22 protein-coding genes are annotated in these 23745 nt (G+C 60.4%); 14 read left to right on the top strand and 8 right to left on the bottom strand.

What is annotated here, in order from left to right:
* Positions 1-49: 49 nt before the first annotated feature.
* On the bottom strand, positions 50-811 hold the full coding sequence (locus CDO87_RS24155) for a glucose 1-dehydrogenase (RefSeq protein ID WP_088652151.1): 762 nt from the start codon (positions 809-811) through the stop codon (positions 50-52).
* A gap of 154 nt (positions 812-965) precedes the next feature.
* Here CDO87_RS24155 and CDO87_RS24150 point away from each other — a divergent pair, with 154 nt between their 5' ends.
* Positions 966-2300: a TetR/AcrR family transcriptional regulator gene (locus CDO87_RS24150; protein WP_254698508.1), complete on the top strand. Its 1335-nt coding sequence runs from the start codon at positions 966-968 to the stop codon at positions 2298-2300.
* Here CDO87_RS24150 and CDO87_RS24145 read toward each other — a convergent pair.
* From CDO87_RS24145 to CDO87_RS24120, 6 genes are read right to left on the bottom strand one after another with little or no spacing between them, the layout of a single operon-like run.
* The gene (locus CDO87_RS24145; RefSeq protein WP_028093915.1) at positions 2282-2683 is read right to left on the bottom strand and encodes a PaaI family thioesterase; all 402 of its coding nucleotides are present in this window, start codon (positions 2681-2683) and stop codon (positions 2282-2284) included. The genes CDO87_RS24150 and CDO87_RS24145 overlap by 19 nt on opposite strands.
* Positions 2683-3165: a PaaI family thioesterase gene (locus CDO87_RS24140; RefSeq protein ID WP_027264417.1), complete on the bottom strand. Its 483-nt coding sequence runs from the start codon at positions 3163-3165 to the stop codon at positions 2683-2685. Before CDO87_RS24140 ends, CDO87_RS24145 begins: the two co-directional genes overlap by 1 nt.
* A 12-nt stretch (positions 3166-3177) precedes the next feature.
* Complete coding sequence (locus tag CDO87_RS24135) at positions 3178-3981, bottom strand: enoyl-CoA hydratase-related protein (RefSeq protein ID WP_088652149.1); 804 nt, start codon at positions 3979-3981, stop codon at positions 3178-3180.
* A complete protein-coding gene (locus tag CDO87_RS24130) occupies positions 3974-4828 on the bottom strand; it encodes an SDR family NAD(P)-dependent oxidoreductase (protein ID WP_088652148.1) in 855 nt (284 codons plus the stop codon). The genes CDO87_RS24135 and CDO87_RS24130 overlap by 8 nt, the downstream gene beginning before the upstream one ends.
* Before the next feature lie 9 nt (positions 4829-4837).
* The gene (locus tag CDO87_RS24125; RefSeq protein WP_088652147.1) at positions 4838-6037 is read right to left on the bottom strand and encodes an acyl-CoA dehydrogenase family protein; all 1200 of its coding nucleotides are present in this window, start codon (positions 6035-6037) and stop codon (positions 4838-4840) included.
* Positions 6038-6050: 13 nt separating this feature from the next.
* Complete coding sequence (locus CDO87_RS24120) at positions 6051-7265, bottom strand: acyl-CoA dehydrogenase family protein (protein WP_088652188.1); 1215 nt, start codon at positions 7263-7265, stop codon at positions 6051-6053.
* Between the two features lie 133 nt (positions 7266-7398).
* Here CDO87_RS24120 and CDO87_RS24115 point away from each other — a divergent pair, with 133 nt between their 5' ends.
* The 5 genes from CDO87_RS24115 to CDO87_RS24095 are packed head-to-tail and all read left to right on the top strand — an operon-like array spanning position 7399 to position 13600.
* Positions 7399-8184, top strand: a complete 786-nt coding sequence (locus CDO87_RS24115; RefSeq protein ID WP_100931404.1) for an enoyl-CoA hydratase-related protein — start codon at positions 7399-7401, stop codon at positions 8182-8184.
* A gap of 21 nt (positions 8185-8205) precedes the next feature.
* On the top strand, positions 8206-10005 hold the full coding sequence (locus CDO87_RS24110; RefSeq protein WP_088652145.1) for an acyclic terpene utilization AtuA family protein: 1800 nt from the start codon (positions 8206-8208) through the stop codon (positions 10003-10005).
* Between the two features lie 12 nt (positions 10006-10017).
* Complete coding sequence (locus CDO87_RS24105; protein WP_088652144.1) at positions 10018-11487, top strand: acetyl/propionyl/methylcrotonyl-CoA carboxylase subunit alpha; 1470 nt, start codon at positions 10018-10020, stop codon at positions 11485-11487.
* On the top strand, positions 11487-11990 hold the full coding sequence (locus tag CDO87_RS24100; RefSeq protein ID WP_233152268.1) for an acetyl-CoA carboxylase biotin carboxyl carrier protein subunit: 504 nt from the start codon (positions 11487-11489) through the stop codon (positions 11988-11990). Before CDO87_RS24105 ends, CDO87_RS24100 begins: the two co-directional genes overlap by 1 nt.
* A 2-nt stretch (positions 11991-11992) precedes the next feature.
* On the top strand, positions 11993-13600 hold the full coding sequence (locus CDO87_RS24095; RefSeq protein ID WP_088652142.1) for an acyl-CoA carboxylase subunit beta: 1608 nt from the start codon (positions 11993-11995) through the stop codon (positions 13598-13600).
* Positions 13601-13714: 114 nt separating this feature from the next.
* Here CDO87_RS24095 and CDO87_RS24090 read toward each other — a convergent pair whose 3' ends face one another.
* Positions 13715-14326 carry a transferase hexapeptide repeat family protein gene (locus CDO87_RS24090; RefSeq protein ID WP_088652141.1) on the bottom strand — a complete coding sequence of 204 codons (612 nt, stop codon included), beginning with the start codon at positions 14324-14326 and terminating at the stop codon, positions 13715-13717.
* A gap of 294 nt (positions 14327-14620) precedes the next feature.
* On the opposite strand from CDO87_RS24090, the gene CDO87_RS24085 reads away from it, so the two are divergent.
* From CDO87_RS24085 to CDO87_RS24050, 8 genes are all read left to right on the top strand, one after another.
* Complete coding sequence (locus CDO87_RS24085; protein ID WP_100931403.1) at positions 14621-15805, top strand: lipid-transfer protein; 1185 nt, start codon at positions 14621-14623, stop codon at positions 15803-15805.
* Positions 15806-15829: 24 nt separating this feature from the next.
* Positions 15830-16660, top strand: coding sequence for an SDR family NAD(P)-dependent oxidoreductase (locus tag CDO87_RS24080; RefSeq protein ID WP_088652139.1), 831 nt, complete (start codon positions 15830-15832; stop codon positions 16658-16660).
* A 180-nt stretch (positions 16661-16840) separates the two neighbouring features.
* The gene (locus tag CDO87_RS24075; RefSeq protein ID WP_028093929.1) at positions 16841-17470 is read left to right on the top strand and encodes a TetR/AcrR family transcriptional regulator; all 630 of its coding nucleotides are present in this window, start codon (positions 16841-16843) and stop codon (positions 17468-17470) included.
* A 4-nt stretch (positions 17471-17474) separates the two neighbouring features.
* A complete protein-coding gene (locus CDO87_RS24070; RefSeq protein WP_088652138.1) occupies positions 17475-19073 on the top strand; it encodes an acyl-CoA carboxylase subunit beta in 1599 nt (532 codons plus the stop codon).
* Positions 19074-19082: 9 nt separating this feature from the next.
* Positions 19083-19877 (top strand): crotonase/enoyl-CoA hydratase family protein, encoded by a 795-nt coding sequence (locus CDO87_RS24065; protein WP_088652137.1) that lies wholly within the window; start codon positions 19083-19085, stop codon positions 19875-19877.
* Positions 19874-21877 (top strand): biotin carboxylase N-terminal domain-containing protein, encoded by a 2004-nt coding sequence (locus CDO87_RS24060; RefSeq protein WP_233152265.1) that lies wholly within the window; start codon positions 19874-19876, stop codon positions 21875-21877. Before CDO87_RS24065 ends, CDO87_RS24060 begins: the two co-directional genes overlap by 4 nt.
* Positions 21874-23040, top strand: coding sequence for an acyl-CoA dehydrogenase family protein (locus CDO87_RS24055; RefSeq protein WP_035366643.1), 1167 nt, complete (start codon positions 21874-21876; stop codon positions 23038-23040). Before CDO87_RS24060 ends, CDO87_RS24055 begins: the two co-directional genes overlap by 4 nt.
* A gap of 48 nt (positions 23041-23088) precedes the next feature.
* The gene (locus tag CDO87_RS24050; protein ID WP_035366645.1) at positions 23089-23655 is read left to right on the top strand and encodes a biotin transporter BioY; all 567 of its coding nucleotides are present in this window, start codon (positions 23089-23091) and stop codon (positions 23653-23655) included.
* Positions 23656-23745 lie beyond the last annotated feature (90 nt).

The raw sequence follows: 23745 nt of genomic DNA, 5'->3' as shown, positions 1-23745 counted from the left end.
TGGCACGGTTTGGCAGCAGCGCCTTGTCTCCGTCGCAGCTGTCAGCGTTTCAACCGTGCATGGACAAGCCGCCCGAAACCGAAATCACCTGACCGGTGATGAATCCCGCGTCGTCGGACGACAGAAAACAGATGATGCCCGGGTAATCTGACGGCTGCGCCAGGCGCTTCATCGGAATCGCCCGCTTGAGACCCTCAGCGATCTTTTGACCGGCCTCGCCTTCGGCAACCTGCGCGAACAGAGGCGTGTCGGTCGGTCCGGGGGCGACCGCGTTCAATTGAATGCCATTGCGTGCAAGTTCGCGCGCCACGGTCTTGGTAAACGAGATGATGCCACCTTTGCAGGCCGAATACACAGCCTCGCCGGATGATCCGACGCGTCCGGCGTCGGACGCGATATTGACCACGCGGCCGCTGCCGTTCTTGACCATGCCCGGAAGCACCGCGTGATGCATGTTGAGCGGGCCATAAAGATTGATGTCGATGACCTTTTTCCAAAGATCGGCATCGGTATCGAGGAACGGTTTGATCACGTCCCAGCCGGCGTTGTTCACCAGCACGTCAATCGGGCCTCCGGCCTCGAACGCGGCCACTGCCATGTCGACCTGAGAACGATCGGTGATGTCCGCTTTGAAGGCCTGGGCCTTTCCACCCGCGTCGATGATCAGTCGGACAGTTTCATCCGCCCCATCCTTGTTCAGATCGAAAACGGCAACTTCGGCGCCCTCTGCGCCGAACCGTTCGCAAACCGCTCGGCCGATGCCGCTCCCACCGCCGGTCACGACGACCCGTTTTCCACTCAATCCTCGCATGTGGAGGTCCTCCTCTTCCGATGCACCTTGAAAAGAGTTGATTCGACACTCTCTCGGATGTATTCTAACGTCTGTTAGATTTATTGCAATGGACAGCCACAGGGCCAACAAGTATCGACAATGGATGGCACGACAGAGTGAAGATACCAAGATAGTGTATGACGATCTAAGCAAGTCGGAGAGGACCCGCGAAGCCATACTCGCTGCGGCCGCGCGACTTTTTCGGTATCAAGGTTATCATGCAACGACGATGCGCGACATCGCGCAGGAAGCCCGCATTGAGGCCGGCAGCATTTATTACCATTTTCAATCCAAGGACCAAATTCTGAGCGAAGTTCTCGAAATTGGCGTCCGTCAACTATATCAGACGGTCAGTGAAATCGTTCGGCCGGCACCGACAAGTTCGGAGGATTTTCGCAAGACTTTCGGAACCCTGATTGAAACACACCTTACCTATCTGTTGACCGACAGTGACTTTACGTCAGCTAATATTCGGAACTATCCGATGTTGTCGGACGAAACACGCGCCCCGCATCGCGAATTGCGTGCATCATATGCAGGTGCCTGGGGCAAATTCCTGAATGACGCCAAACGCGCCGGCCACCTTCGAAGTGACATATCCACTGCTGTGATCCGCCAGTTCATCCTGAGTGCCATGAACTGGACCGTGGAATGGTACGATGTCGACAAGTATCCGGTGCGCATCCTCGCGGAACGAATGAGTAAGCTGATACTTGACGGAATGTGTTTGCATGACAGTGCTGATACAGAAGGCTTGAAGCTGTGTCCCGCCACTCCCGTCAAAACTCCGGACCCTGGCAGCAAGGCGGCTAAGACCCGTGCAGAAATACTAACGGCCGCAGCGCGCGTTCTGAGGGACAATGGCTACAAGGCGACGACTCTGAGAAAGGTCGCGGACAATGCTGGCTTGAAAGCGGGCAGCGTCTATTACCACTTCAATTCCAAGGACGCGATCGTTGACGAAGTGCTGAACGCCGGACTAAAGGACCTGCTATCAGGTGTCGAAGCCGCCGTTCGGCAATTCGATGCCCCCTACGATCATCACGCCAGGATAGCGACCGCAATCTGGACGCACCTGGATTTCCTCTTCAAGGCAAGCGAATTTACCTCGGCGAACATCCGAAGTTATGGAATGCTCCCCAATCATTTCAGGGAGAGGCACAGGGGTATTCGCCATGAGTATGGAAAACTCTGGGATTGGATACTCCGTGAAGCTCAGGACGACGGTGCCATACGGTCGGATATCAAGATCGTCCCCTTGCGCCAGGTGATGTTGGGTGCCTTAAACTGGACGGTGGAATGGTTCGACCCGAACAAGGCAGGAGTGGAAGGATATCTATCACTGCCTGAATTCTCCAGCATGCTCATCAATCTGTTACTGGAAGGCATTTGTAACCGGGAAGCGGCCCCGTCCACAGGACAAGGTAGCCCTGAAAGCGGTTGCCCCGGTCAGACCAGAAGGAAGTGATACAGCCCTTCGGCAACCGCCTTTTCCCGATCCGTCTGCCAGCTGAGCACGCTGACGCTTGCCATCCGCTTGCCTTTGCGCGTGACGTTAGCGCGGGCAAAAAGCGGTCCCTTCACACCGGGTCTGAGGTAATCGACGGTCAGGTTGATCGGCTTGGCCGGAACGTCGGCGAAATCGGGCTGTACCGCGATGGCGGCAGTGGCCTCCATAAAACTCGCGATTATGCCGCCATGGTAGTACTCCATGATCGGGTTACCGATATGGCGGTCATCAAAGGTCATTTCCGCCTCAGCATGGAGACTGTCTAGACTTCTGACCTCAAAGTTGAGAAATCGGAAGAACGGCACCCGGGATACATTGGCATTGACAGTTTGCACGTCCATCACGAGGTTTTTCCTTTTGTCATTGCGTCAAACAGGCTGGTTTCGCCGCGCGTCAATGCAAACGAGGCGGTTCCCCTGGCTATTTCAGCATCCTCATGGCCCGCGAACCAGACGCTGCCGGAATTGAAGGCGATGTGACGGGTCTTGCGAAAACAATGCGCTTGAACGATGACATCCGCGCGCGAACGGGCCGGGCGCAGGTAATCAACTCTGAGGTCAAGAGTGGCCATGGTACTGACGCCTTCGATGGCAACAAAGTTCGCCAGTCCAAAGACACTGTCCAGAAGTGCCGTCAGGATACCACCGTGGAGCAGTGATTGTTCCGCATCGACGCAAAAGTCCGGATTGAACGGCATCCGAACCCGAACACCTTCGGTCGAGACCTCTTCGATCTCAAGCGCCATATGCGTTATCAGACCCTTGCCGCGCGCATTCCACATCTGCGCGATTTGCTCCATCTTCTTTTGGGTGATGTCTGACATGCGATCTTTCCTTTAACGCCCCGTGAAATTGGGTTTTCGTTTTTCGACGAACGCAGCAACCGCCTCGTGGTGGTCTTCGGTCTGATGCATGAGCGCCTGATAGGCCGCCGCGGAATTCAGGAAATCCGGCAGGTCCATCCGTTCGGCATTGCGCATCAGACGCTTGGCGACCCGCACCGCGCGCGGTGGTTTCGCGGCGATGACAGCGGCCCGTTCGCGGGCCCGTTCCATCAATTTTTCATGAGGCACAAGTTCAAGCACCATACCAAGCTCCAGCGCTTCCTTGGCCTCGACCATGCGCCCTGAGAAGGTCAGATCGGCGGCCTTCTGGTGGCCCAGACGACGCAACAGGAACCAGCTGCCCGCATCGCCCGGAATGATTCCGAGATTCAGAAACACCTCGCCGAACCTTGCTTTTTCCGAAGCGATGCGCATGTCGCACATCATGGTCAGGTCGCACCCCGCGCCCACCGCCGGGCCGTTGACTGCGGCGATGGTCGGAATATCCATGTTGTAGAGCGCAAGCGGCAGCCGCTGCACCCCATCAACATAGCTCTGCGCCGCCGCCAGCGGCTCCTTGCGGAACACACTGTCGGGATCGTTCATCTCCTTGATGTCCCCGCCGGCACAAAAGGCCGGGTCGGCCCCGGTCAGAATCATCACGCTGACCTGCGGATCGGCCTGCACCTTGGCGAAGGTCTCCAGAAGGGCAGCGATCATGTCGTTCCCGGTAACCGGATTGCGACGCTCGGGGTCGTTCAGCGTTACCGTGGCGATCCTGTCGGAAATCTCCAGAAGGACTGGGTGTTTACTCATTCTTGCCATCTCCCCGTTCGCGTTTCTCGAACATCGCGGGGTTGATCATGTCCCGCGCGTCATGACCCATGTGCAGGGTCTCACCGCCGTCTACATAGATGTCCTCGCCGGTAATGAAACCGCCAAGTTTCGAAGCCAGGAATATGATCGTGCCTGCGATGTCCTCGGCCGCGCCCATCCGGTTCAGGACCGAACGGTTCAGCTTTTTCCACTGTTCCGGCGGAATGGGATAGCGGCCAAGCGCATCGGTCTTGATCGTGCCCGGTGCAACGCAGTTCAGCCGGATGCCGTACTCGCCCCATTCGGCGGCCAGCGTTTTCATCATGCCCGTCACACCGGCGCGGGCCGCGACGGTGTGTGTAAAGCCGGTGAGCGCGGTGCGCGCCGAGATGGCGGTGACAAACACAACCGATCCACCATTTTCGTACATGAAATGATCGGCAGCGGCGCGGGTCATTTGCCAAGACCCGATCAGGTTGTTGCGGATCACAGCTTCAAAGCCCTTGTTGGTGATATCGCGGGCGGCCGCGATATACTGACCGCCGGCATTGTTCACCAAAACATCCAACTGCCCATAGTGGTCCTTGATCCGCCCCATCGCAGTTTCGATACTGTCTTCGTCGCGGGTGTCTCCGGGCACGACAAAGGCCTCGCCCCCCGCCGCCCGGATCATTTCGGCGGTCTCTTCCAGCGGCTCTTCGCGGCGCGCGAACAGCGCAAGCCTGGCCCCGCAAGCGGCCATTTCGATCGCCGTCGCCCGGCCCATTCCAGATCCGGATCCCGTAACCAGGGCAACCTGGCCCGCCATGAGATCCGACGCGTAACGCCTTGATTTCGCTTCGCTCATGTTCCGCCCCTAGTTCTTCAGCAATTCGCCAGAGATGATGAGTTTGCGAACCTCTTGGGTGCCTGCGCCGACCTCAAGTACGCGACCGGTCCGGTACAGCCGGTTCACTTCTGTATCACGCATGTAACCCGAGCCGCCGTGAATCTGGACGGCCCTGTCGAGCACGAAGGATGTCGCCTCAGCGGCCTTGTAGATCGCCGCAGCGGTAAGCTTGTGGATTTCGCCGCGCCCGCCTTCGCCCTCTTCGAGGCCCTCACACATGGCTGCGGTGCGCAAGGACAGGCTGCGCGCGGCCTCGATCTGCGTATACATGTCGGCCAGCATCGCCTGAACCATCTGAAAACTGGCGATCGGTTTGCCGAATTGCTGGCGTGTCTTGGCATAATCGATGGAAATATCCAGCGCCCGCTGCGCAATGCCCAAGGCGTTGAAACAGACGATGGCACGTTCCAGATCAAGTCCGGACATGGTAACGGCAACCCCGCCATCCAGCTTGCCGACCATGTTTCTGGCCGGAACACGGCAATCTTCGAATACCAGTTCGCCCGTCGGCGAGCCGCGGAATCCCATCTTGTTGAGCTTCTGTGCCACCTTGAAACCGGGCGTGTCGGTTTCCACGATAAAGGCGGAAATGCCCTTGGCGCCCTTTTCCGGCGAAGTCTTCGCATAGACAAGGACCAGATCGGCAATCGGCCCATTGGTGATGTAGATCTTGGCGCCGTTCAGGATGTAGTCGTCACCATCTTGTTTGGCCGTGGTCCGCATCGAGCCAAGCGCATCAGACCCCGCGCCGGGTTCGGTCAGACCCAGGGCGCCGATCAGCGTGCCATTGCAAAGCCCCGGCAGATACTTGCGGCGCAGATCGTCATTGGCGTTGCGGTAGATATTGTTGACGCACAAGTTGTCATGGGCCACATGGGTCAGCCCGATGGCCGCGGAGGCGCGCGACAGCTCTTCGGTGATGATGCAGGCCGAGGTGAAATCCAGCCCCGCGCCGCCGAATTCCGGCGGCACGTTCAGGCCCAGATAGCCCATTTCGCCCAGCTTTGGAAAAACCGAAGGGGGTAAATCGTCGGTGTCGTCCATTTCCGCGTTCAGATGGTGGAACTCGGACATGAAGAACTTACCAGCCTGATCGGCCAGCGCCTGCTGTTCGTCCGTCATGAAATGGCTCGGCAGAGCGGTATCGTTGCGCAGTTGCTTGTTCATGGTCTCGTCTCCCTCAGGCGCGCAAAAGTTCTTCGGCAATGATGATCTTGCGGACTTCGCTTGTTCCAGCGCCGATCTCCAACAGCTTGTTGGCGCGGTAGAGCCGGTTGATTTCGGTGTCCTGCATGTAGCCGGAGCCACCATGTATATGGCAGGCTTCGGTGACCGCCTTGTTGAATGCCTCGCCTGCGTAAAGACAGGCCGCCGCGGTCAGCTTGTGGATTTCGCCACGGCCCCCGGCGCCTTTCGGCAGGCCCGTACAGGCGGCCAGCGCCCGATACCCGAAGGCGCGTGCCGTTTCGACCTCGGTGTAGATCTCGGCCAGTTTCGACTGCATCATCTGGAAACTTGCAATTGGCTTGCCGAACTGTTCGCGAATCTTGGCGTATTCCAGCCCCAGTTCCAGCGCGCGTTCGGCCATGCCGACACAGACCGATGCGACCATGGCGCGTTCCAGATCCAGTCCGCTCATTACCACCGAAACGCCGGTGTTTTCCTGTCCAACCATGGCGGATGCGGGTACGCGGCAATCCTCAAACACCAGTTCTCCGGTTGGCGAGCCGCGGAAGCCCATCTTGTCAAGCTTTTGCGCCACCTTGAAACCAGGATTGTCCGTCTCGATGATGAAAGCAGAAATGCCCTTGGCGCCCTTCGATTTGTCGGTCTTGGCATAAAGCAGGATCACATCGGCAATCGGCCCGTTGGTGATGTAGATCTTCGAGCCGTTGATGATATAGTCGTCGCCGTCGCGGCGCGCGGTGGTCGCCATGGACCCAAGCGCATCTGACCCCGCGCCCGGCTCTGTCAAACCCAGAGCACCAACCAAGTCGCCCGAGCATAGGCCGGGCACATATTTCTTGACCTGCTCCTCCGAGCCGTTGCGTAGAAGGTTGTTCAGGCACAGGTTGTCATGTGCGCCATGTGACAGTCCCACGGCAGGGTTCCATTTTGATATCACCTCAGAGACCAGCGCCTGGGTAAATTCATTCTGTCCGGAGCCACCCAGCTCCTCGGGCGCGGTGATGCCCAGAAGGCCCAGTTCGCCCATCTGCTTGAACAGATCGTCGGGCCACCACTCCTCTTCGTCCATGCGCGCCTGTAGCGGATGCAGCACCTCGCGCGATACTCGATCCACGTGATCGACAATCTGGCGCTGCTCATCGGTCAACGAATAGTTTGCCCTGATGGCCTTCAGATCAGCCGCGAGAGCCTCACTTTGAGTCGTCATATCATCCTCCCGAAAAATGTCGTCCGCCGTGTTGACCAAAATCAAACACATGTTAGAAAATAGATCAAGCCAAGCTTTTGACGACCTGACGTAAGAAAGCGCGGTGTCCTAAATACAGGGGGGAGCTTCGGAAATGACTGAGAGCGTTGTTCAATCGCAGGCGCTCGGCAAAGAAGTGCGTATCACGATTCGACGTCCTGATAATCGAAATGCCCTCAACCGTGAGGTCGCAGACGGGATCATTGCCGCCGTATGTGCTGCCGAGAGGGACAGCGATTGTCGCGTGATCGTTCTGACCGGCGAGGGCGAGCGCGCCTTCTGTGCCGGGGGCGACATCAAGGCGGGGGCGGATGGCGGCCCGTTTGTTCAGGATCCGGCGGACCCGGATCATTTTGCCGGAAGGTTGTTCGAGACGATACAGGCGTGCCGAAAGCCAACGATCGCGCGCATCAATGGCATCGCGATGGGGGCGGGGGCGGGCATCATCTGTGCCTGCGATCTGGCTGTGATGGTGGATCATGCCCGCATCGGAACGCCGGAAGTGAAGGTAGGTCTGTTTCCCATGACGATCGTGCCACCCATGATGCGCGTGCTGCCCCGGCGGAGGCTGATGGAGATGTTCATCACCGGCGTTCCTCTGACGGCCGAGGAAGCCCTGCAGTTCAATCTGGTCAACTATGTGACCGATGCCGCGGGGTTGGACGACAAGGTTGCAGAACTGGTTGCCCAGATTGCTGCGCAATCGCCGAGCGCGATCCGGCTGGGAAAATACGCCTGTCACGCGATGGAGGACATGACCTATCCGCAGCAGATGCGGTTTGCAGAAACACTGTTACCGCGAGTAGCACAGACCGAAGACGCGCGCGAAGGCTTTGATGCCTTTATTGAGAAGCGCAAACCTGAATGGACGGGCCGCTGATCAAACGGGGAGGAGAGGAATATGTCGGAACGAAAGCTGCGCATCGGATGCGCGTCGGGCTTCTGGGGCGATACGCCGGAAGCGATCGGTCAACTGGTCTCAAAGGCCGAGATCGACTATCTGGTGTTTGACTATCTGGCGGAGGTGACAATGTCGCTGATGGCGCGGGCCCGCGCCAAAGCGCCCGAGTCGGGCTATGCGCCGGACTTCGTCAAGGCGCTGGCACCCTGGTTGCCGGATATCAAGGCAAAAGGGATCAAGGTCGTTGCCAATGCAGGGGGCGTGAACCCGCGTGGCTGCCGCGATGCGCTTGCCAAAGCCGCCGCCCAGGCCGGAATCGATCTGTCCATCGGAGTCGTGCTAGGCGATGACCTGTTGCCCAGGGCCGATGAAATTCGCAAAAACGGTCAGACGGAAATGTTCTCGGGTGTCGCATTTCCAGATGATATCTGGAGCATGAATGCCTATCTGGGTGCCCGCCCCATCGCTGCCGCGCTGGATGCCGGGGCCGACATCGTGATCACCGGACGCTGCGCCGACAGCGCGGTCGCGCTTGGTCCCCTGATGCATGAATACGGCTGGGGCGACGATGACTGGGACAAGCTCAGCCAGGGATCGCTGGCCGGCCACCTGATCGAATGCGGCCCCCAGGGAACCGGCGGCAACTTCACCGACTGGCAGGACGTGCCGGGTTGGGACAATATGGGCATGCCCATCGTCGAGGTGTCCGAAGACGGCAGTTTCATCATGACCAAGACGCCTGACACCGGCGGGCTGGTCGTGCCCGGGTCAGTCGGAGAGCAGATGCTCTATGAAATCGGGGACCCGCGCGCCTACCTGTTGCCCGACGTGATCTGCGACTGGTCCGGGGTCACCCTGGAACAGGTCGGACCCGACCGGGTGCTGGTCAAGGGCGGCAGGGGGCTTGGGCGCACCGACAGCTACAAGGTGTCGGCGACCCATGCCGATGGCTGGCGCGCGGTCTCTACCCTGACACTGGCTGCGATTGACGCACCCGCCAAGGCCGAACGTGTGGCCGAGGCGATCCTGACCCGCTGTCGCCGGATTTTCCGCGACCGCAACATGGGAGATTTCCGGCAGGTCAGCGTCGAGGTGCTGGGGGCCGAGGCGGCCTATGGCGCAAATGCGCGCGCCCGGACCCGCGAGGTGGTGCTCAAGATCGGCGCGGTCCATGACGATCGCGCCGCGCTGAACATTTTTGCCGGCGAAATCGCACCGATGGCGATTTCGACCGCGCAGGGTCTGACCGGGTTCTTCGCCGGACGGCCAAAGGTGCAGCCGGTGGTCCGTCTATTTTCCTTCCTTCAGAGCAAGGCCGAAACCCCCGTCGCGGTCGAGGTCGACGGCAAGGATGTGCCCGTGAGCGTGGCCACTACGCCAGTCCACCTTGATCCGCCTGCCGCACCGCCCGCAGATAGCCGCGAGCCCGGTCCGGACGTTGTCAAGGTCCGCCTCGTCGATTTGGCCTGGGGCCGCTCGGGCGACAAGGGGGACATCGCCAATATCGGCATCCTCGCGCGCAAGCCGGACTACCTGCCATATATCCGCTCGGCTCTCAGCGAAGAGGTGGTGAAGGACTATTTCTCCCATGTCTGCGACGGCAGGGTAGAACGGTTCGACTTGCCTGGAAGCCATTCGCTGAATTTCCTGTTGCATGAATCGCTTGGCGGTGGCGGCATCGCCTCGGTCCGCATAGACCCGCAGGGCAAAGGGTTCGCGCAGATGCTGCTTGATATCGAAATTCCCGTGCCAGCCGATCTGGCCGCACGTGACGGACTGAATGCCGCGGCCCGGAACTAAGAGGACGACACCATGACCATTTCGAAACTCCTGGTCGCCAATCGGGGCGAGATCGCGGCGCGCGTGTTGCGCACCGCTAAGGCCCGCGGGCTTGCGACTGCCGTGTTGCGTCATGTCGCCGAGCAAGAGGGGCCGGCGCATCTGATCGCAGATGAGGTCGTGATGATCGAGGGCCCGACGCCCGTGGCCGCCTATCTCGATATTCCTCAGATCGTCGAAGCCGCCAAAGGGATCGGCGCGGACGCGGTTCATCCCGGCTATGGCTTTCTGTCAGAGAATGCCGGTTTTGTCGCGGCGCTGGAAAAAGCCGGAGTGACCTTTGTCGGCCCGACGTCCGAGGTCATCGACCTGATGGGGGACAAGGTCCGCGCCCGCGCCTTTGTCGAGGAACGCGGGTTTCCCGTCGCCCCCTCGGCCATCGAGGATGATGATCCGGCGAACTTTGTCGAACGCGCCCGCGCCGTTGGCTATCCGCTGCTCATCAAGCCCTCGGCCGGCGGTGGCGGCAAGGGCATGCGCGTCGTACGCGAGGACAGCACGCTGGAGACCGAAATCGAAACCGCACGCCGCGAAGGCGAGCGGTATTTCGGTGACGGGCGGCTGTTCGTCGAGCGCTATATTGAAAGTCCGCGCCATATCGAGGTGCAGGTGATGGGCGACGGGCAGGGTAAAGTGGTCCATTTCTGGGAACGCGAATGTTCGATCCAGCGCCGGTTCCAGAAGATTATCGAGGAAACGCCGTCACCGGCGCTGACTCCCGAACAACGGGACGAGATCTGCGAAACCGCCGCAGGTATTGCCAGCGCCGTCAACTATCGCGGGGCTGGGACCGTCGAATTCATCTATGCGCAGGACGGGACCTTTTACTTCCTGGAAATGAACACCCGCCTTCAGGTCGAACATCCGGTGACCGAGATGGTGACCGGCTTCGATCTGGTTGCTGAGCAACTGCGTGTCGCGGCGGGCGACGGGCTGAGCGCCGTGCAGGCGGATATTCCTCAAACCGGGCATTCGATCGAGCTGCGCATCTGTGCTGAGGATGCGACGGTCGATTTTCGCCCCGCGGTCGGCGATATCCTGCTGCTGGACGAACCCACTGGGCCCGGCGTGCGGGTGGACAGCGGCATTCTGGACGGTGGCAAGGTAACGACCGACTTTGATCCGATGTTGTCCAAGCTGATCGTGCATGGCCAGGATCGCGCGCAGGCGATCGCCCGTGCCCGGCAAGCGGTGCAAAACTATGTGGTCCTCGGGGTGACGACCAACACCGGTTACCTGGATGCGATCCTAGCTCATCCGGATTTCGCCTCGGGGGAAGTTTCAACCGGGTTCCTGGCGGAACAATCCGAAACGCTGACTGCAACGGGCGAAGATGTCACTGACCTGCTGATGGCGGCGGCAGCCCTATCGGACGAGCGGCTGGTGATTGAGGTCATGCAGATACCGGAAATGTACCGCAAGATGGGCGGGTGGAGAAACTGATGCAACGGATTTTTCAAATCGACGGAGAAGAGACAGATTGCTGGCTGGGTCATGATGGCAGCCGGTTCGTGCTTCATACCCCCACTCGCGCTGTTGCCTGCCAATTGGACCCGACGGGTCTGCCGGGCGGGTATACGTTGCGGGCCAAGGGTGTTGTGCGCGAACTGCGACTGGCAGTGGGGCCGGAAGCAACTTTTGTGCACATGAACGGCCGGACCTACGAAGTCGGACGGGTTGATCCCGCCGAACGCCTGGCCGGCAGCGACGGTGGCGCGAGCGACGACCGATTGGTGGCGCCCATGCCGGGTGTCGTGGTGTCGGTTGCGGTCAAACCCGGCGATGCGGTTAAGGAAGGCCAGCCGCTTTTGGTGATCGAAAGCATGAAGTTGGAAACCACACTGGTGGCGCCGCGCAGCGGGGTTGTTGCCGAAATGCCATTCGCCGTAGGCGACAGTTTTGGTCTGAAAGACATCCTAGCCCAATTGGCCCCGGAGGAGGAGTGACAATGCGCAGGATTGAAAGTCAGATCGACACCAATGCCGCCGACTACAAGGCAAATTATGCCGCCATGTCTGAACGGCTTAAGGAATTCCACGCCCGCCAGCACGCGGCGCGTTTCGAACGCCCCCAGCGCGATATCGACCGCCTTGCCCGCCAGAACAAGCTGGGCGTTCGCGAGCGACTGAAACTACTACTGGACCCCGGCACGCCCTTTTTGGAGTTTTCCACACTTGCCGCTTGTCGCGAATACGACGGCACCGTGCCCGGCGCCGCTGTGGTGACAGGCATCGGTATAGTGCAAGGTCGCGAGGTCGCCATCCACGCCAACGACGCCAGCGTCAAGGGCGGCGCCTGGTATCCCCATACCGTGAAAAAGATCGTGCGGCTTCTGGATGTCGCGCTGGAAAACCGACTGCCGGTCATCCATATTTGCGACAGCGCGGGTGGTTTCCTGCCGCTTCAGCACGGCGTCTTTCCCGACCGGTATCTGGGCGGACGGGTGTTCCGCAACCAAGTCAAGCTGAGCCAGGCCAATATCCCGCAGATTGCCGTGGTCGGCGGACACTGCACGGCTGGTGGCGCCTATGTGCCGACCCTGAGCGACTACAACATCATCATCGAAGGTACAGGGGCGATTTTCCTTGGCGGCCCTCCGCTGGTCAAAGCGGCCACCGGCGAGGAGGTCGGCGTTCAGGAACTGGGCGGGGCGGTCATGCACACCTCGGTTTCGGGCACGGGCGACTATCGCGCCGCGACCGAACAGCACGCCTTTTCACTGGCGCGCGAAATTGTCAGCCAGTGGAAACGTATGCCAAAAACAATCATCGAAACCGCGTCCTATGAAGAGCCTTTCTATGACCCGAAGGAACTTTACGGGATCATTCCAAAGGACCGGAAAACCCAGTTCGACATGCGCGAGGTTCTGGCCCGGATCGTGGACGGCTCACGCTTTCACGAATACCAGCCGGACTATGGCACCACGATGGTTTGCGGTTTTGCCCATATCTGGGGTTACAAGGTCGGCATCCTTGCCAACAATGGGGTTTTGTTCAACGACAGTTCGCTCAAGGCGGCGCATTTCATGCAGCTTTGCAATCAGAACCGGACGCCCCTGGTCTTCTTCCAGAACATCACCGGCTACATGGTCGGCCGCGAATATGAAGAGCGCGGCATCGCCAAGGACGGCGCCAAGATGCTGATGGCGCAGGGCGGCTCGGTCGTGCCGAAGTTCACAGTGATCGCCAATGCCTCTTACGGGGCCGGTAATTACGGCATGTGTGGGCGGGCCTGGGATGCGCGCACGCTGTTCATGTGGCCCCAGGCCGAAATCGGCGTGATGGGCGCGGATCAGGCCGCCAACACCATGGCGGACGTCAAGATCCGGCAGCTTCAGCGTGAAGGCAAAGAGCTGACCGAAGAGGAAATCGCCGCCATCCGAGAGCCTGTGCTGGAAAAGTACAAAAGGGATGTCGAGGCCTATACCTCGACCTCGGAATTGTGGGACGATGGCATTCTTGACCCGGCAGACACTCGCAACGCGCTTGGAATATCTATATCCGCCTCGCTAAATGCACCGATCGACGATCCGCACTACGGGATCTTCCGTCTGTAACGGCTTGAGGGGCTCGGGCGATACACCGGGAAACGGTCGTGTCGCCCGTTTTCAGATAGGTCCTGCCGCTTCGGGCCGCTTCTTAAACCCGCCCCGGTCCGGTGCCTGGAGAGGTCAGGACGATGTCCGCCGCGCCTCCTGAATGGAGACGACGTCAGAGGCCACCATCCCGGGCCGGTCTGCCTCGACCGTCTTCAGCGGCTCGACCGGCATCAATCCGGCCAGACAGTCGCGCGCAAGTTGCTGGTATTCCGCGGTGCCGCGTGTTTTCCACGCGACTTCTTTCTCGCTGACCTCCCGGATCACCTTTGCCGGCGAACCGACCACCATCGAACGGGGCGGAATCACAGTTTCGCCGCGCAAAAACGCCTGCGCGCCGACAATCGATTCCGCGCCAAGATCTACACCATCCATTATGACGGCATTCATCCCGACCAGAGCGTTCCGGCCAATTGTGCAGCCGTGCAGGATCGCGCCATGGCCGATGTGACCGTCGGTTTCCACGACGGCGTCGCGGCCGGGAAAGGAATGGATGATGCAGTTATCCTGTACATTGGCGCCGTCACCGATCACGATTCTGCCGAAATCGCCCCGCAGGCTTGCGCCGGGTCCGATGTAGCATCCATGACCCAAGATGACATTTCCGATCAGAACGGCCTGAGGATGGACATATGTATCATCGGGAACAACGGGTATAAACCCTTTGAATTCATAGCAATGCGCCATTTTTCTTGCCCTTTCGTAGTCTGTAAACCAATGGTCGCGAAATCCAGACATCCCAAATGCATCATTCGCTGTGTCAGGCCATGGTCAGACTCAGAGGTCTGGACCGAAAATTGCCCGGACTTCCGAGACAGGCAGCGCGAACAACCAAACATATGTTAGAAACTTCGACAAGCACCATACTCCACAGTGTGATCGTGTTGACAGGTCCGCGTGGCGTCATGTAAATTCTAACAAACGGTAGAAAATGCAATGGCACTTGTATAATGCAGGCCAGTCCAAACCTGAGAGAGAGAAATGTCAGATAAAGCCTATGTCGTCGGCGTCGGGATGGTCCCGTTCCAGAAGCCGGGGAAATCCGAGAGCTACGATGTGATGGCAACCGCGGCGACCCGTTCCGCTCTGGCCGACGCGGGTCTGGACTACGACAAAATCCAACAGGCCTATGTGGGCTATGTCTATGGCGACAGCACTTGCGGCCAGCGCGCCCTGTACCATGTTGGAATGACCGGCATCCCGGTTCTGAATGTGAACAACAACTGCTCGACGGGGTCGTCCGCCCTGTTCCTGGCGCGTCAGGCCGTGGAAAGCGGCGCGGTGGAATGTGCTCTGGCGCTTGGGTTCGAGCAGATGCAGCCCGGCGCAATCGGTGCGATGTTCCATGACCGGGTCAGCCCGTTTGCAGCTTTCGACGCAGAAACCGACGATCTGGTTGGCAGTGCCGAGATCCCGCTGGCACTGCGGTACTTCGGCGGTGCGGGCAAGGCGCATATGGATGAGTTCGGCACGCCCCTTGAGACCTTCGCAAAGATCCGCGCCAAGGCCAGCCGGCATGCGGCCAAAAATCCGGTGGCCCTGTTCCGGCAGGAAGTCACCGCCGAGGATGTCATGGCGGCCCAGGTCGTCTGGCCGGGCGTGATGACCAAGCTCATGGCCTGCCCGCCAACCTGTGGCGCAGCGGCGGCAATTATCTGTTCCAAGGAATTCGCCGACAAGCACGGACTCGACAGTTCCGTTCGGATCGCGGCGCAGGCAATGACAACGGACGGCCCGGAAACTTTCGGAGCCCATGACATGCGCGAAGTGGTCGGCTTTTCGATGGCCAAGCGCGCCGCCGATCAGGTCTACGAGGCCGCCGGCATCGGGCCCGAGGACGTGGATGTGGTCGAACTGCACGACTGTTTCGCTCACAACGAGCTTATCACCTATGAGGCGCTTGGCCTTTGCGGTCGCGGCGAAGCGGCGAAGTTTGTCGATGATGGCGACAACACCTATGGCGGCAAGTACGTGACCAACCCGTCTGGCGGTCTGTTGTCCAAAGGGCATCCTCTGGGCGCGACCGGACTTGCGCAATGCACTGAGCTTGTTCAGCAACTTCGCGGCCAGGCCGATGCTCGGCAGGTCGATGGCGCGCGACTGGCGCTTCAGCACAACCTTGGCCTCGGCGGGGCCTGCGTCGCCACGCTTTATGAAAAAGCCTGATAGCGCCCTTCGGGAGGAATTAATATGACTGGAAAACTCGACGGGCGCGTGGCGCTGGTCACGGGCTCGGGCCGGGGCATTGGCCGCGAAATCGCTCTCAAACTCGCGTCGGAAGGGGCCCGGCTGGTGATCAACGATCTGGACGCCGATCCGGCCAATGAAACCGCCGAGGCGTTGCGCGCAATGGGAGCTGAGGCCGTGGTCTGTGCCGGCAGCGTCACCGAAGACGGATTTGCCGAACGGTTCATCAAGACCGGTATGGACAGCTTTGGCGGGCTGGACATCATCGTGAACAATGCGGGCTATACCTGGGACAGCGTCGTTCAGAAAATGACCGACGAACAGTGGCAGGCGATCATCGACGTTCACCTGACGGCCCCCTTCAGGATCCTGCGCGCCGCGCAGCCGGTGATCAGCGCCAAGGCAAAGGAAGAGGCCGCCGCCGGACATGAAGTGTTCCGCAAGGTGGTCAACATCTCGTCAATCGCGGGCACTGGCGGGAATGCCGGCCAGATCAACTATTCCGCCGCCAAGGCCGGCATCCTGGGTGTCACCCGGACGATGGCCAAGGAATGGGGCCGCTACAAGGTCAACGTCAACGCCGTCGCCTTCGGCCCGATCCGCACCCGCCTGACTGAAGGTAGCGCTGATGGCAACAGCACAATCAAGGTCGACGAAAAAGAGATCAAGGTCGGCGTGAATCCCGATCTCCTGTCCCAGATGGAGCGCATGATCCCGCTGGGCCGGGTCGGCACTCCGGAAGAAGCTGCCGGTGCCGTCTATCTGTTCTGTGCGCCGGAATCGAACTTCATTTCGGGGCAGCACGTCATATGTGGCGGCGGTTTCGTGATCTAAAGCATTTGCCCGGAGCCGATAACGGGGTCCGGGCAAGCACATTGTTGTCTGGGCGGCCTCTTGGCGGTCGCCCATGCGGAATTTCCCGCAAACTCCAATCGGGCACGATTAAGACGATTGACTCACTTGCGCTATTGACCTAACAGGCGTTAGTTAGGCGCTGAGGCGAAACGAAGGTCTATGGCACAAAGCACTGCAAGCAAAGTCAACGAGACATCGCGCAGCGCGGTCGGACGGGACGGGGTGCTGGACATTGCCGCGCGGCTTTTCCGCGAACAAGGCTACGGGTCCGTTTCGCTCCGAAAAATTGCCGAGGCCGCCGGGATCAAGGCGGGTAGCATATACTATCATTTCGGTTCCAAGGACGAGATCGTCGCGGCCGTTCTTGATGCAGGGATTCGGGTCGTTCACGCGAGTATGAGAGACGCCATCACCGACCTGCCAGCCGATACCGATGGCGAAACGATCCTGCGCTCTGCGATCCGGGCGCATTTGCGCGCGCTTCTTGATGTGAGCGATTATACATCGGCGAATGTGCGTATTTTCGGGCAGGTGCCGCAATCCGTCCGGGATGCCAACTTGCCCACGCGCAGGGCCTATGAGGCAGAGTGGGACAGTCTTCTGTCCCAGCTTAAGAAAGATGGCACGCTGAAGCAAGACGTCGATATCCGTCGCCTGCGCCTGATGCTGATCGGTACATTGAACGCCACGCTCGATTGGTTCGACCCGGACCGCGGTAGCGCCGATGCGTTGTCACGCACCTATGCCGATGTGTTCCTCAACGGGATACTCCAAAGACAGGATACCTGACTTCATGGCACGTCTTGAAACAGCGGTGCTGACCGCATCAGAGACCTACACCCGCAACCACGCCGCACAAAGCGAGCGCGTCGAAACGCTGCGCGCGCGGATCGCCGAAGCAACGGCTGGCGGCCGCCCCGACATGGTCGCGCGGCATCGCAAGCGCAGCAAGCTGTTGGTTCGCGAACGGATCGACCTGCTGGTGGATACGGGCACTGCGTTTCTTGAGCTGTCGTCGCTTGCCGCCTACGGTCAATACGGGGGCGAGGTGCCCGGTGCGGGAATCGTGACCGGTATCGGGATCGTCCACGGGCTTCCCTGCGTTGTGATCGCCAACGATGCGACAGTGAAGGGTGGGTCTTTCTATCACGAAACCGTGCAGAAACACATCCGCGCCCAGGAAATCGCAGCCGAGAACCGGCTGCCCTGCCTCTATCTGGTGGATTGCGGCGGTGCCTATCTGCCAGAGCAGGACCGGGTTTTCCCCGATGCCCGCCATTTCGGCAATTCCTTTTATCGTCAAACCAACATGTCCGCGAGCGGCCTGCCGCAGATCTCGGCGGTCTTTGGAGGCTGCACGGCCGGTGGGGCCTATATCCCGGCCCTGTCGGACGAAGTCATCATGGTACGCGGCAACGCACGCATCCATCTGGGCGGCCCCTCGATCGTCAAGGTGGCGATCAACGAAGAGGTTGATGGAGAAACATTGGGGGGGGCCGAGATGCATTCGCGCGTCTCCGGTGTGTCTGACCATCTGGCCGAGGACGAGTATCATGCGCTTGCTCTGATGCGCGACATCGTATCCGAACTGGGCCTGTCGCGCCCGATGGGTCCCGATGCAACCTGCGCGCCGCCGGCGCGCAACCCAGAGGAACTGCTTGGCGTCATCAGCGCCGATCGCAAACAGCCCTATGACATGCGCGAGGTTCTGCTGCGCATGATCGACGCCGGCGAATTCCGCGAATTCAAGCCCGGATGGGGTGAGACGCTGGTCTGCGGCACCGCGCGGATTCACGGCTATCGAGTGGGCATTCTCGCAAATAATGGGGCGCTTGTGTCCGACAGTTCGCTCAAGGGCGCGCAATTCGTGTCGATGTGCGATCAACGCAACATACCGCTTTTGTTCCTCCACAACATCTCGGGCTTCATGGTCGGCACCGAAGCCGAGCGCGGCGGCATTGCCAAAGACAGTGCCAAGCTGGTCTATGCCATGTCGGTTGCCAAGGTGCCGCGCCTGTCGGTCCTCTTGGGCGGCTCATACGGGGCAGGCAACTACGGCATGTGCGGACGTGGTTTCGCCCCGAATTTTCTCTTTGCCTGGCCCACGGCGGAACTGGCCACCATGTCTGCCGACATCGCCACAAATGTGATGCTGGAACTGCGCCGCCAGAAAGGGGGCGACCCGGGCAAGATGGAGGCCGACATGAAGCTGATCGAGGAGCAGGTTCGGGCCCAGTATGGTGAACAGTCCGATCCCTATTATGCCACCTCGCGGCTTTGGGATGACGGGCTGATCGAACCCGCGCAAACCCGCGATATCCTTGGCCTGTGCCTGGCCATCGTGACATCGGTGCCCGAAGCCGGTCGCCATACGCCTGTATTCAGAATGTGAGGCTTCAAGTTGACCAATACCTACAACACGATCCTTGTCGAAACTGATGCGCGCGGCGTCGCCACGCTGACGCTCAACCGCCCCGACAAACACAACGCGCTGAATGGCGAATTGATCGCAGAGCTATACGATGCCGCAGAAAAGCTGGCTGCAGATGACGATGTGCGTATTGTGGTCCTGACCGGCGCGGGCAAGAGCTTCTGCGCGGGCGGCGATTTCAACTGGTTCGCCTCTAACGTCGAGAAAACCCGTAGTGAAAGGGTCGCACAAAGCGCCACGCTGGCGCTGCTGTTGCGCCGTCTTGACACGCTGCCTAAGCCCTTGATCGGGCGGATCAACGGCCCGGCCTACGGTGGCGGTGTCGGCATGATCTCCGTCTGCGACTACACCATCGGCGCCGAAGACGCGCGCTTCGGTCTGACCGAGGTCAAACTGGGCCTTCTGCCCGCGAATATATCGCCTTATGTGGTGGCCCGCATCGGCAAGGTGCATTCGCGTGAAACCATGCTGTCAGGGGCGTTGTTCGACACGGTCCGCGCCGAGCGGATCGGTCTGTTGACCGAAGTTGTCGCGCCGACCGACCTGGACGCCACGGTGAACCGGTTGGTGCATGATCACCTTCAGGCCGCGCCGGGTGCCGTGGCCGATACCAAGGCGCTGATCGCCTATGTCGCGTCCCACGATCTGGAGACCAATATGATCTACACCGCCGACCGGCTGGCCGATGCGTGGGAGACGGAGGAAGGTATCGAAGGCATCAACAGCTTCATCAACAAGGGCGTTCCGTCATGGCGGGTGAAATGAGCTTCACCCGCGTTTTGATCGCCAACCGGGGCGAGATTGCCCGGCGCATCCAGCGCGGGTGCCGCAAACTGGGGCTGGAAAACGTAGCGGTGTTCTCAGAGGCGGACCGCGACGCGCCCTTCGTGGCCGAGGCCGATCATGCCGTCTGCATCGGCGGAGCCGCCCCGTCGGACAGTTATTTGAACGTCGAGGCCATCCTTGAGGCCGCGCGGGCGACGGGCGCGGGTGCGGTGCACCCGGGCTATGGTTTTCTGTCTGAGAATGCCGGTTTCGCGGCGGCGGTCGAGGCGGCGGGCCTTGTGTTCATCGGGCCGGAACCCGACGCTATCGCGCGGATGGGCTCCAAGATCGAGGCCAAGGCTGCCGCCGAAGCCGCAGGCGTGCCCGTCCTGCCCGGCTATCGCGGCGAGGATCAGTCCGACGCGCGCCTGCTGCAAGAGGCCGAGGCGCTTGGCACCCCCTTTCTGGTCAAGGCCAGCGCCGGCGGCGGCGGACGCGGGATGCGGCTTGTCTCCGATCTGGGCGACGCACCCGAAGCGATTGCATCTGCCCGGGCCGAAGCGCAGAGCGCCTTCGGCGATCCGGCGGTGTTCCTCGAACGCTATGCGCCCCGTGCCCGCCACGTCGAAGTGCAGGTTCTGGGCGACACTCACGGCACCGTGCTGCATCTGGGCGACCGCGATTGTTCGCTGCAACGCAACCACCAAAAGCTGATCGAAGAAGCCCCCGCCGCCGATCTTCCCGAGGCTGTGCGCGACCGCATGCGTGCTGCAGCGGTGCGGTTGGCGCTGGCGATCGGCTATCGCTCCGCCGGGACGGTGGAATACCTCTATGACCCCGGGCGCGGTGAATACTACTTTCTGGAAATGAACACCCGCTTGCAGGTCGAACACCCCGTGACTGAGGCAATCACCGGCATCGACCTTGTTGAATGGCAGTTGCGCATCGCGCGGGGCGAGCCGCTGACACTGGCGCAATCGGATGTGAAATTCGACGGGCACGCGATTGAAATCCGCATCGCCGCCGAAAACCCGGCCGAGAATTTCCGCCCCGAAACGGGCGAGATCAGCCTTTGGGCTCCGCCCGCCGGCGTGCGGCTCGATACCGGGGTCGAGGCAGGCTCGGTCGTCAGCCACCATTACGATTCGATGATTGCCAAGCTGATCGTCCACGCGCCGGACCGGGCCGGTGCGATCCGTCAGGCGGTCGTCGCAATGGATGCCTTTGCCGTCGGTGGCGTCGGTCTGAACCTGGCCTATCAGCGCGCGTTGCTGACACACCCGGATTTTGAGGCGTTCCGTCACCATACCTCGGGCCTGCCCGAGATGTTTCCAGGCGGCTGGACTGAACCGTCCGCTGATCCCCGGGACATGGCCTTTGCCGCGATGGCGCTGCATCTGCGTCTCGTGCCGGCGGGCGCGTCGCCCTGGGAAAGCCTGGGGTCATGGCGACTCACAGCCCCTGCGAGACAGTCCGGCGCGGCCTTCTATTGGGACACAACCAAAGACGAACCGATCCGCATGAACGGCTCCGGGTCGGGGTTGACTGCCATTCAGCCGGACGGCCAGACCATCACGGTCGAGAGTGCCGCTTTAACAGGATGCCGACTGAGCGGACGCATCGATGGGGTTCCGTTTTCGCGCATCGCTTACGTCGTGCGCGCGCCGAGTCACTGGCGAGTGCACCTGCAAACCCCTGCTGGAATGACCGCGACAGACCTGCGTACGCTGGAAGACCAGCATCTGCAACGTGCCACCGGCGGGTCTGGCGTCGCTGACCTGTTGTCCGCACCCATGCCCGGCGCCGTGGCCGAGGTGCGCGTCGCACTCGGCGACCGCGTCAAAGCCGGTGACACCCTGGTGGTGCTTGAGGCCATGAAGCTGTTGCAAAGCCTGCCCGCGCCGGTCGCGGGCGTGGTGACTGAAATCTATTGTGCACCCGGCGATACGGTCGCCGGGCACGCCCCACTTATCAAACTCGATCCAGAGGAAAACACATGACCAGACAAGACAGCATTACTCAGGTCACCGGCCCGTTCAACGAAGACCTCGAGTTGATCCGCAACCAGTTGCGCCGGTTCATTGAAGCCGAGGTGATCGCCAAGGCCGAGCCTTGGGAGGAGGAGGGCAAGGTACCCCGCGACGTGCTGCGCCGGATGGGTGATCTCGGCGTGCTGGGGATGCGCTATGACGAACAGTATGGCGGCGCGGGGCTGGACGTGATGTCCAGCGTGGTTTTGGCCGAAGAGGTCGGGCGATCCACTTTCGGCGGGTTCTCGGCCACGGTTCTGGTCCACACCGACATGGCCTCGCCGCATCTGGAAAACGCCGGCACGCCCGAACAGAAGGCGCGCTGGATGCCGTCGATCGTCTCGGGCGAAATGATCACCGCCGTTGCTGTGACTGAACCGGGCGCGGGCTCGGACGTGGCCGGCATGCGCACCCGCGCGGTGCGGGACGGGTCGGACTGGGTGCTGAACGGCACCAAGATGTTCATCACCAACGGCGTGCATGGCGATCTCTACTTTGTCGGTGCCAAGACCGATCCCGATGCCAAGGGGTCGCGCGGGATCACCATGTTCGCGGTCGAAAAGGGCACGCCGGGCTTTTCGGTGGGCCGGGCGTTGAATAAGACCGGCTGGCTGTGCTCGGACACTGCCGAACTGATCTTCGAAGAAGTCCGCATCCCGACCGAAAACGTTTTGGGCGAGGTCAACCACGGCTTCTATTCGGTAATGAAGAACTTCCAGAACGAACGCATCGTGCTGGGTGCGATGGCCTGTGCCGAGGCGCAAACCGCGCTGGACATAACTGTGGATTACGTCAAGCAGCGCAAGGCCTTTGGCGGCGCTCTTTGGGACAAGCAGGCCGTGCGCCAGCGACTGGCCGACTGTCAGACGCGGATCGTGGCAGGGCGTCAGCTGGTCTATCACGCCGCCGGTTTGGATGCCGCGGGCCGTGACTGCGTGAAAGAGGTCTCGATGGTCAAAGCCTATTGCGGCGAACTGGTGAACAGCGTGCTCTATGACTGCGTCCAGTTTCATGGCGGTATGGGCTATATGCGCGAAACACCGGTGGAACGCATGTCACGCGATGCCCGTGTGCAGGCCATCGGCGGCGGGGCGAGCGAAGTCATGTTGGAAGAAGTCGCCAAGCGCATGTGAGCTTACTATCCAAAAAAGTAACAATCTACAGAAACAAGGACGAAAAAGATGAATCTGGAAACCACTCAAAGCCGATCAGTCGCAAGACTGACCCGAGAGATCTCGATAATACTCGTCGGCACAATTCTTCTGACAATATCCGCCAAAATCGTGGTGCCGTTCTACCCCGTACCTATGTCTACACAGACCTTGGTTGTCTTGGGTCTGGGTCTTTTCCTGGGGCCGGTGCGTAGTAGTCTTGTTGTTGTGACATACCTTTTTGAAGGTCTGCTTGGCCTGCCGGTCTTCGCAGGCACGCCTCCGGCTCCGGCAGGACTGGCATATATCGCGGGTCCCACAGGCGGATACCTGGTAGGCTTCGCACTTGCAGCGGCGGCTGCCGGTTGGGTTGTTCAAGCACTGCAAGGACTTTGGCCTTCATTCAGAGCATCTGTCGCGGTCTTTTCGGGCTCGATACTCATGTATTGCGCAGGGCTGTTCTGGTTGGGTGGCTTTGTCGGTTATGGCGAGGAATTGCTGAACGCCGGGCTTTACCCATTCCTGATCGGGGATCTGACGAAGGCGACAATTGCTGTAGTTCTGTATTCTGCTTACCATAATCGCCGCGCTGTGTGACTGCCAGCCCAAGACCGTATCAGACTGTTTTAGTCTCATACGGTCTTAGTCCGATATAAGTTGAAATGGTCCGATGCCAGATTTGGTAGG

Origin of the sequence: Sagittula sp. P11 (assembly GCF_002814095.1) — a bacterium.
GTDB lineage: Bacteria > Pseudomonadota > Alphaproteobacteria > Rhodobacterales > Rhodobacteraceae > Sagittula.
Note: the sequence above shows the minus strand (reverse complement) of the source record. Positions and strands in the feature narration are given on the sequence as shown.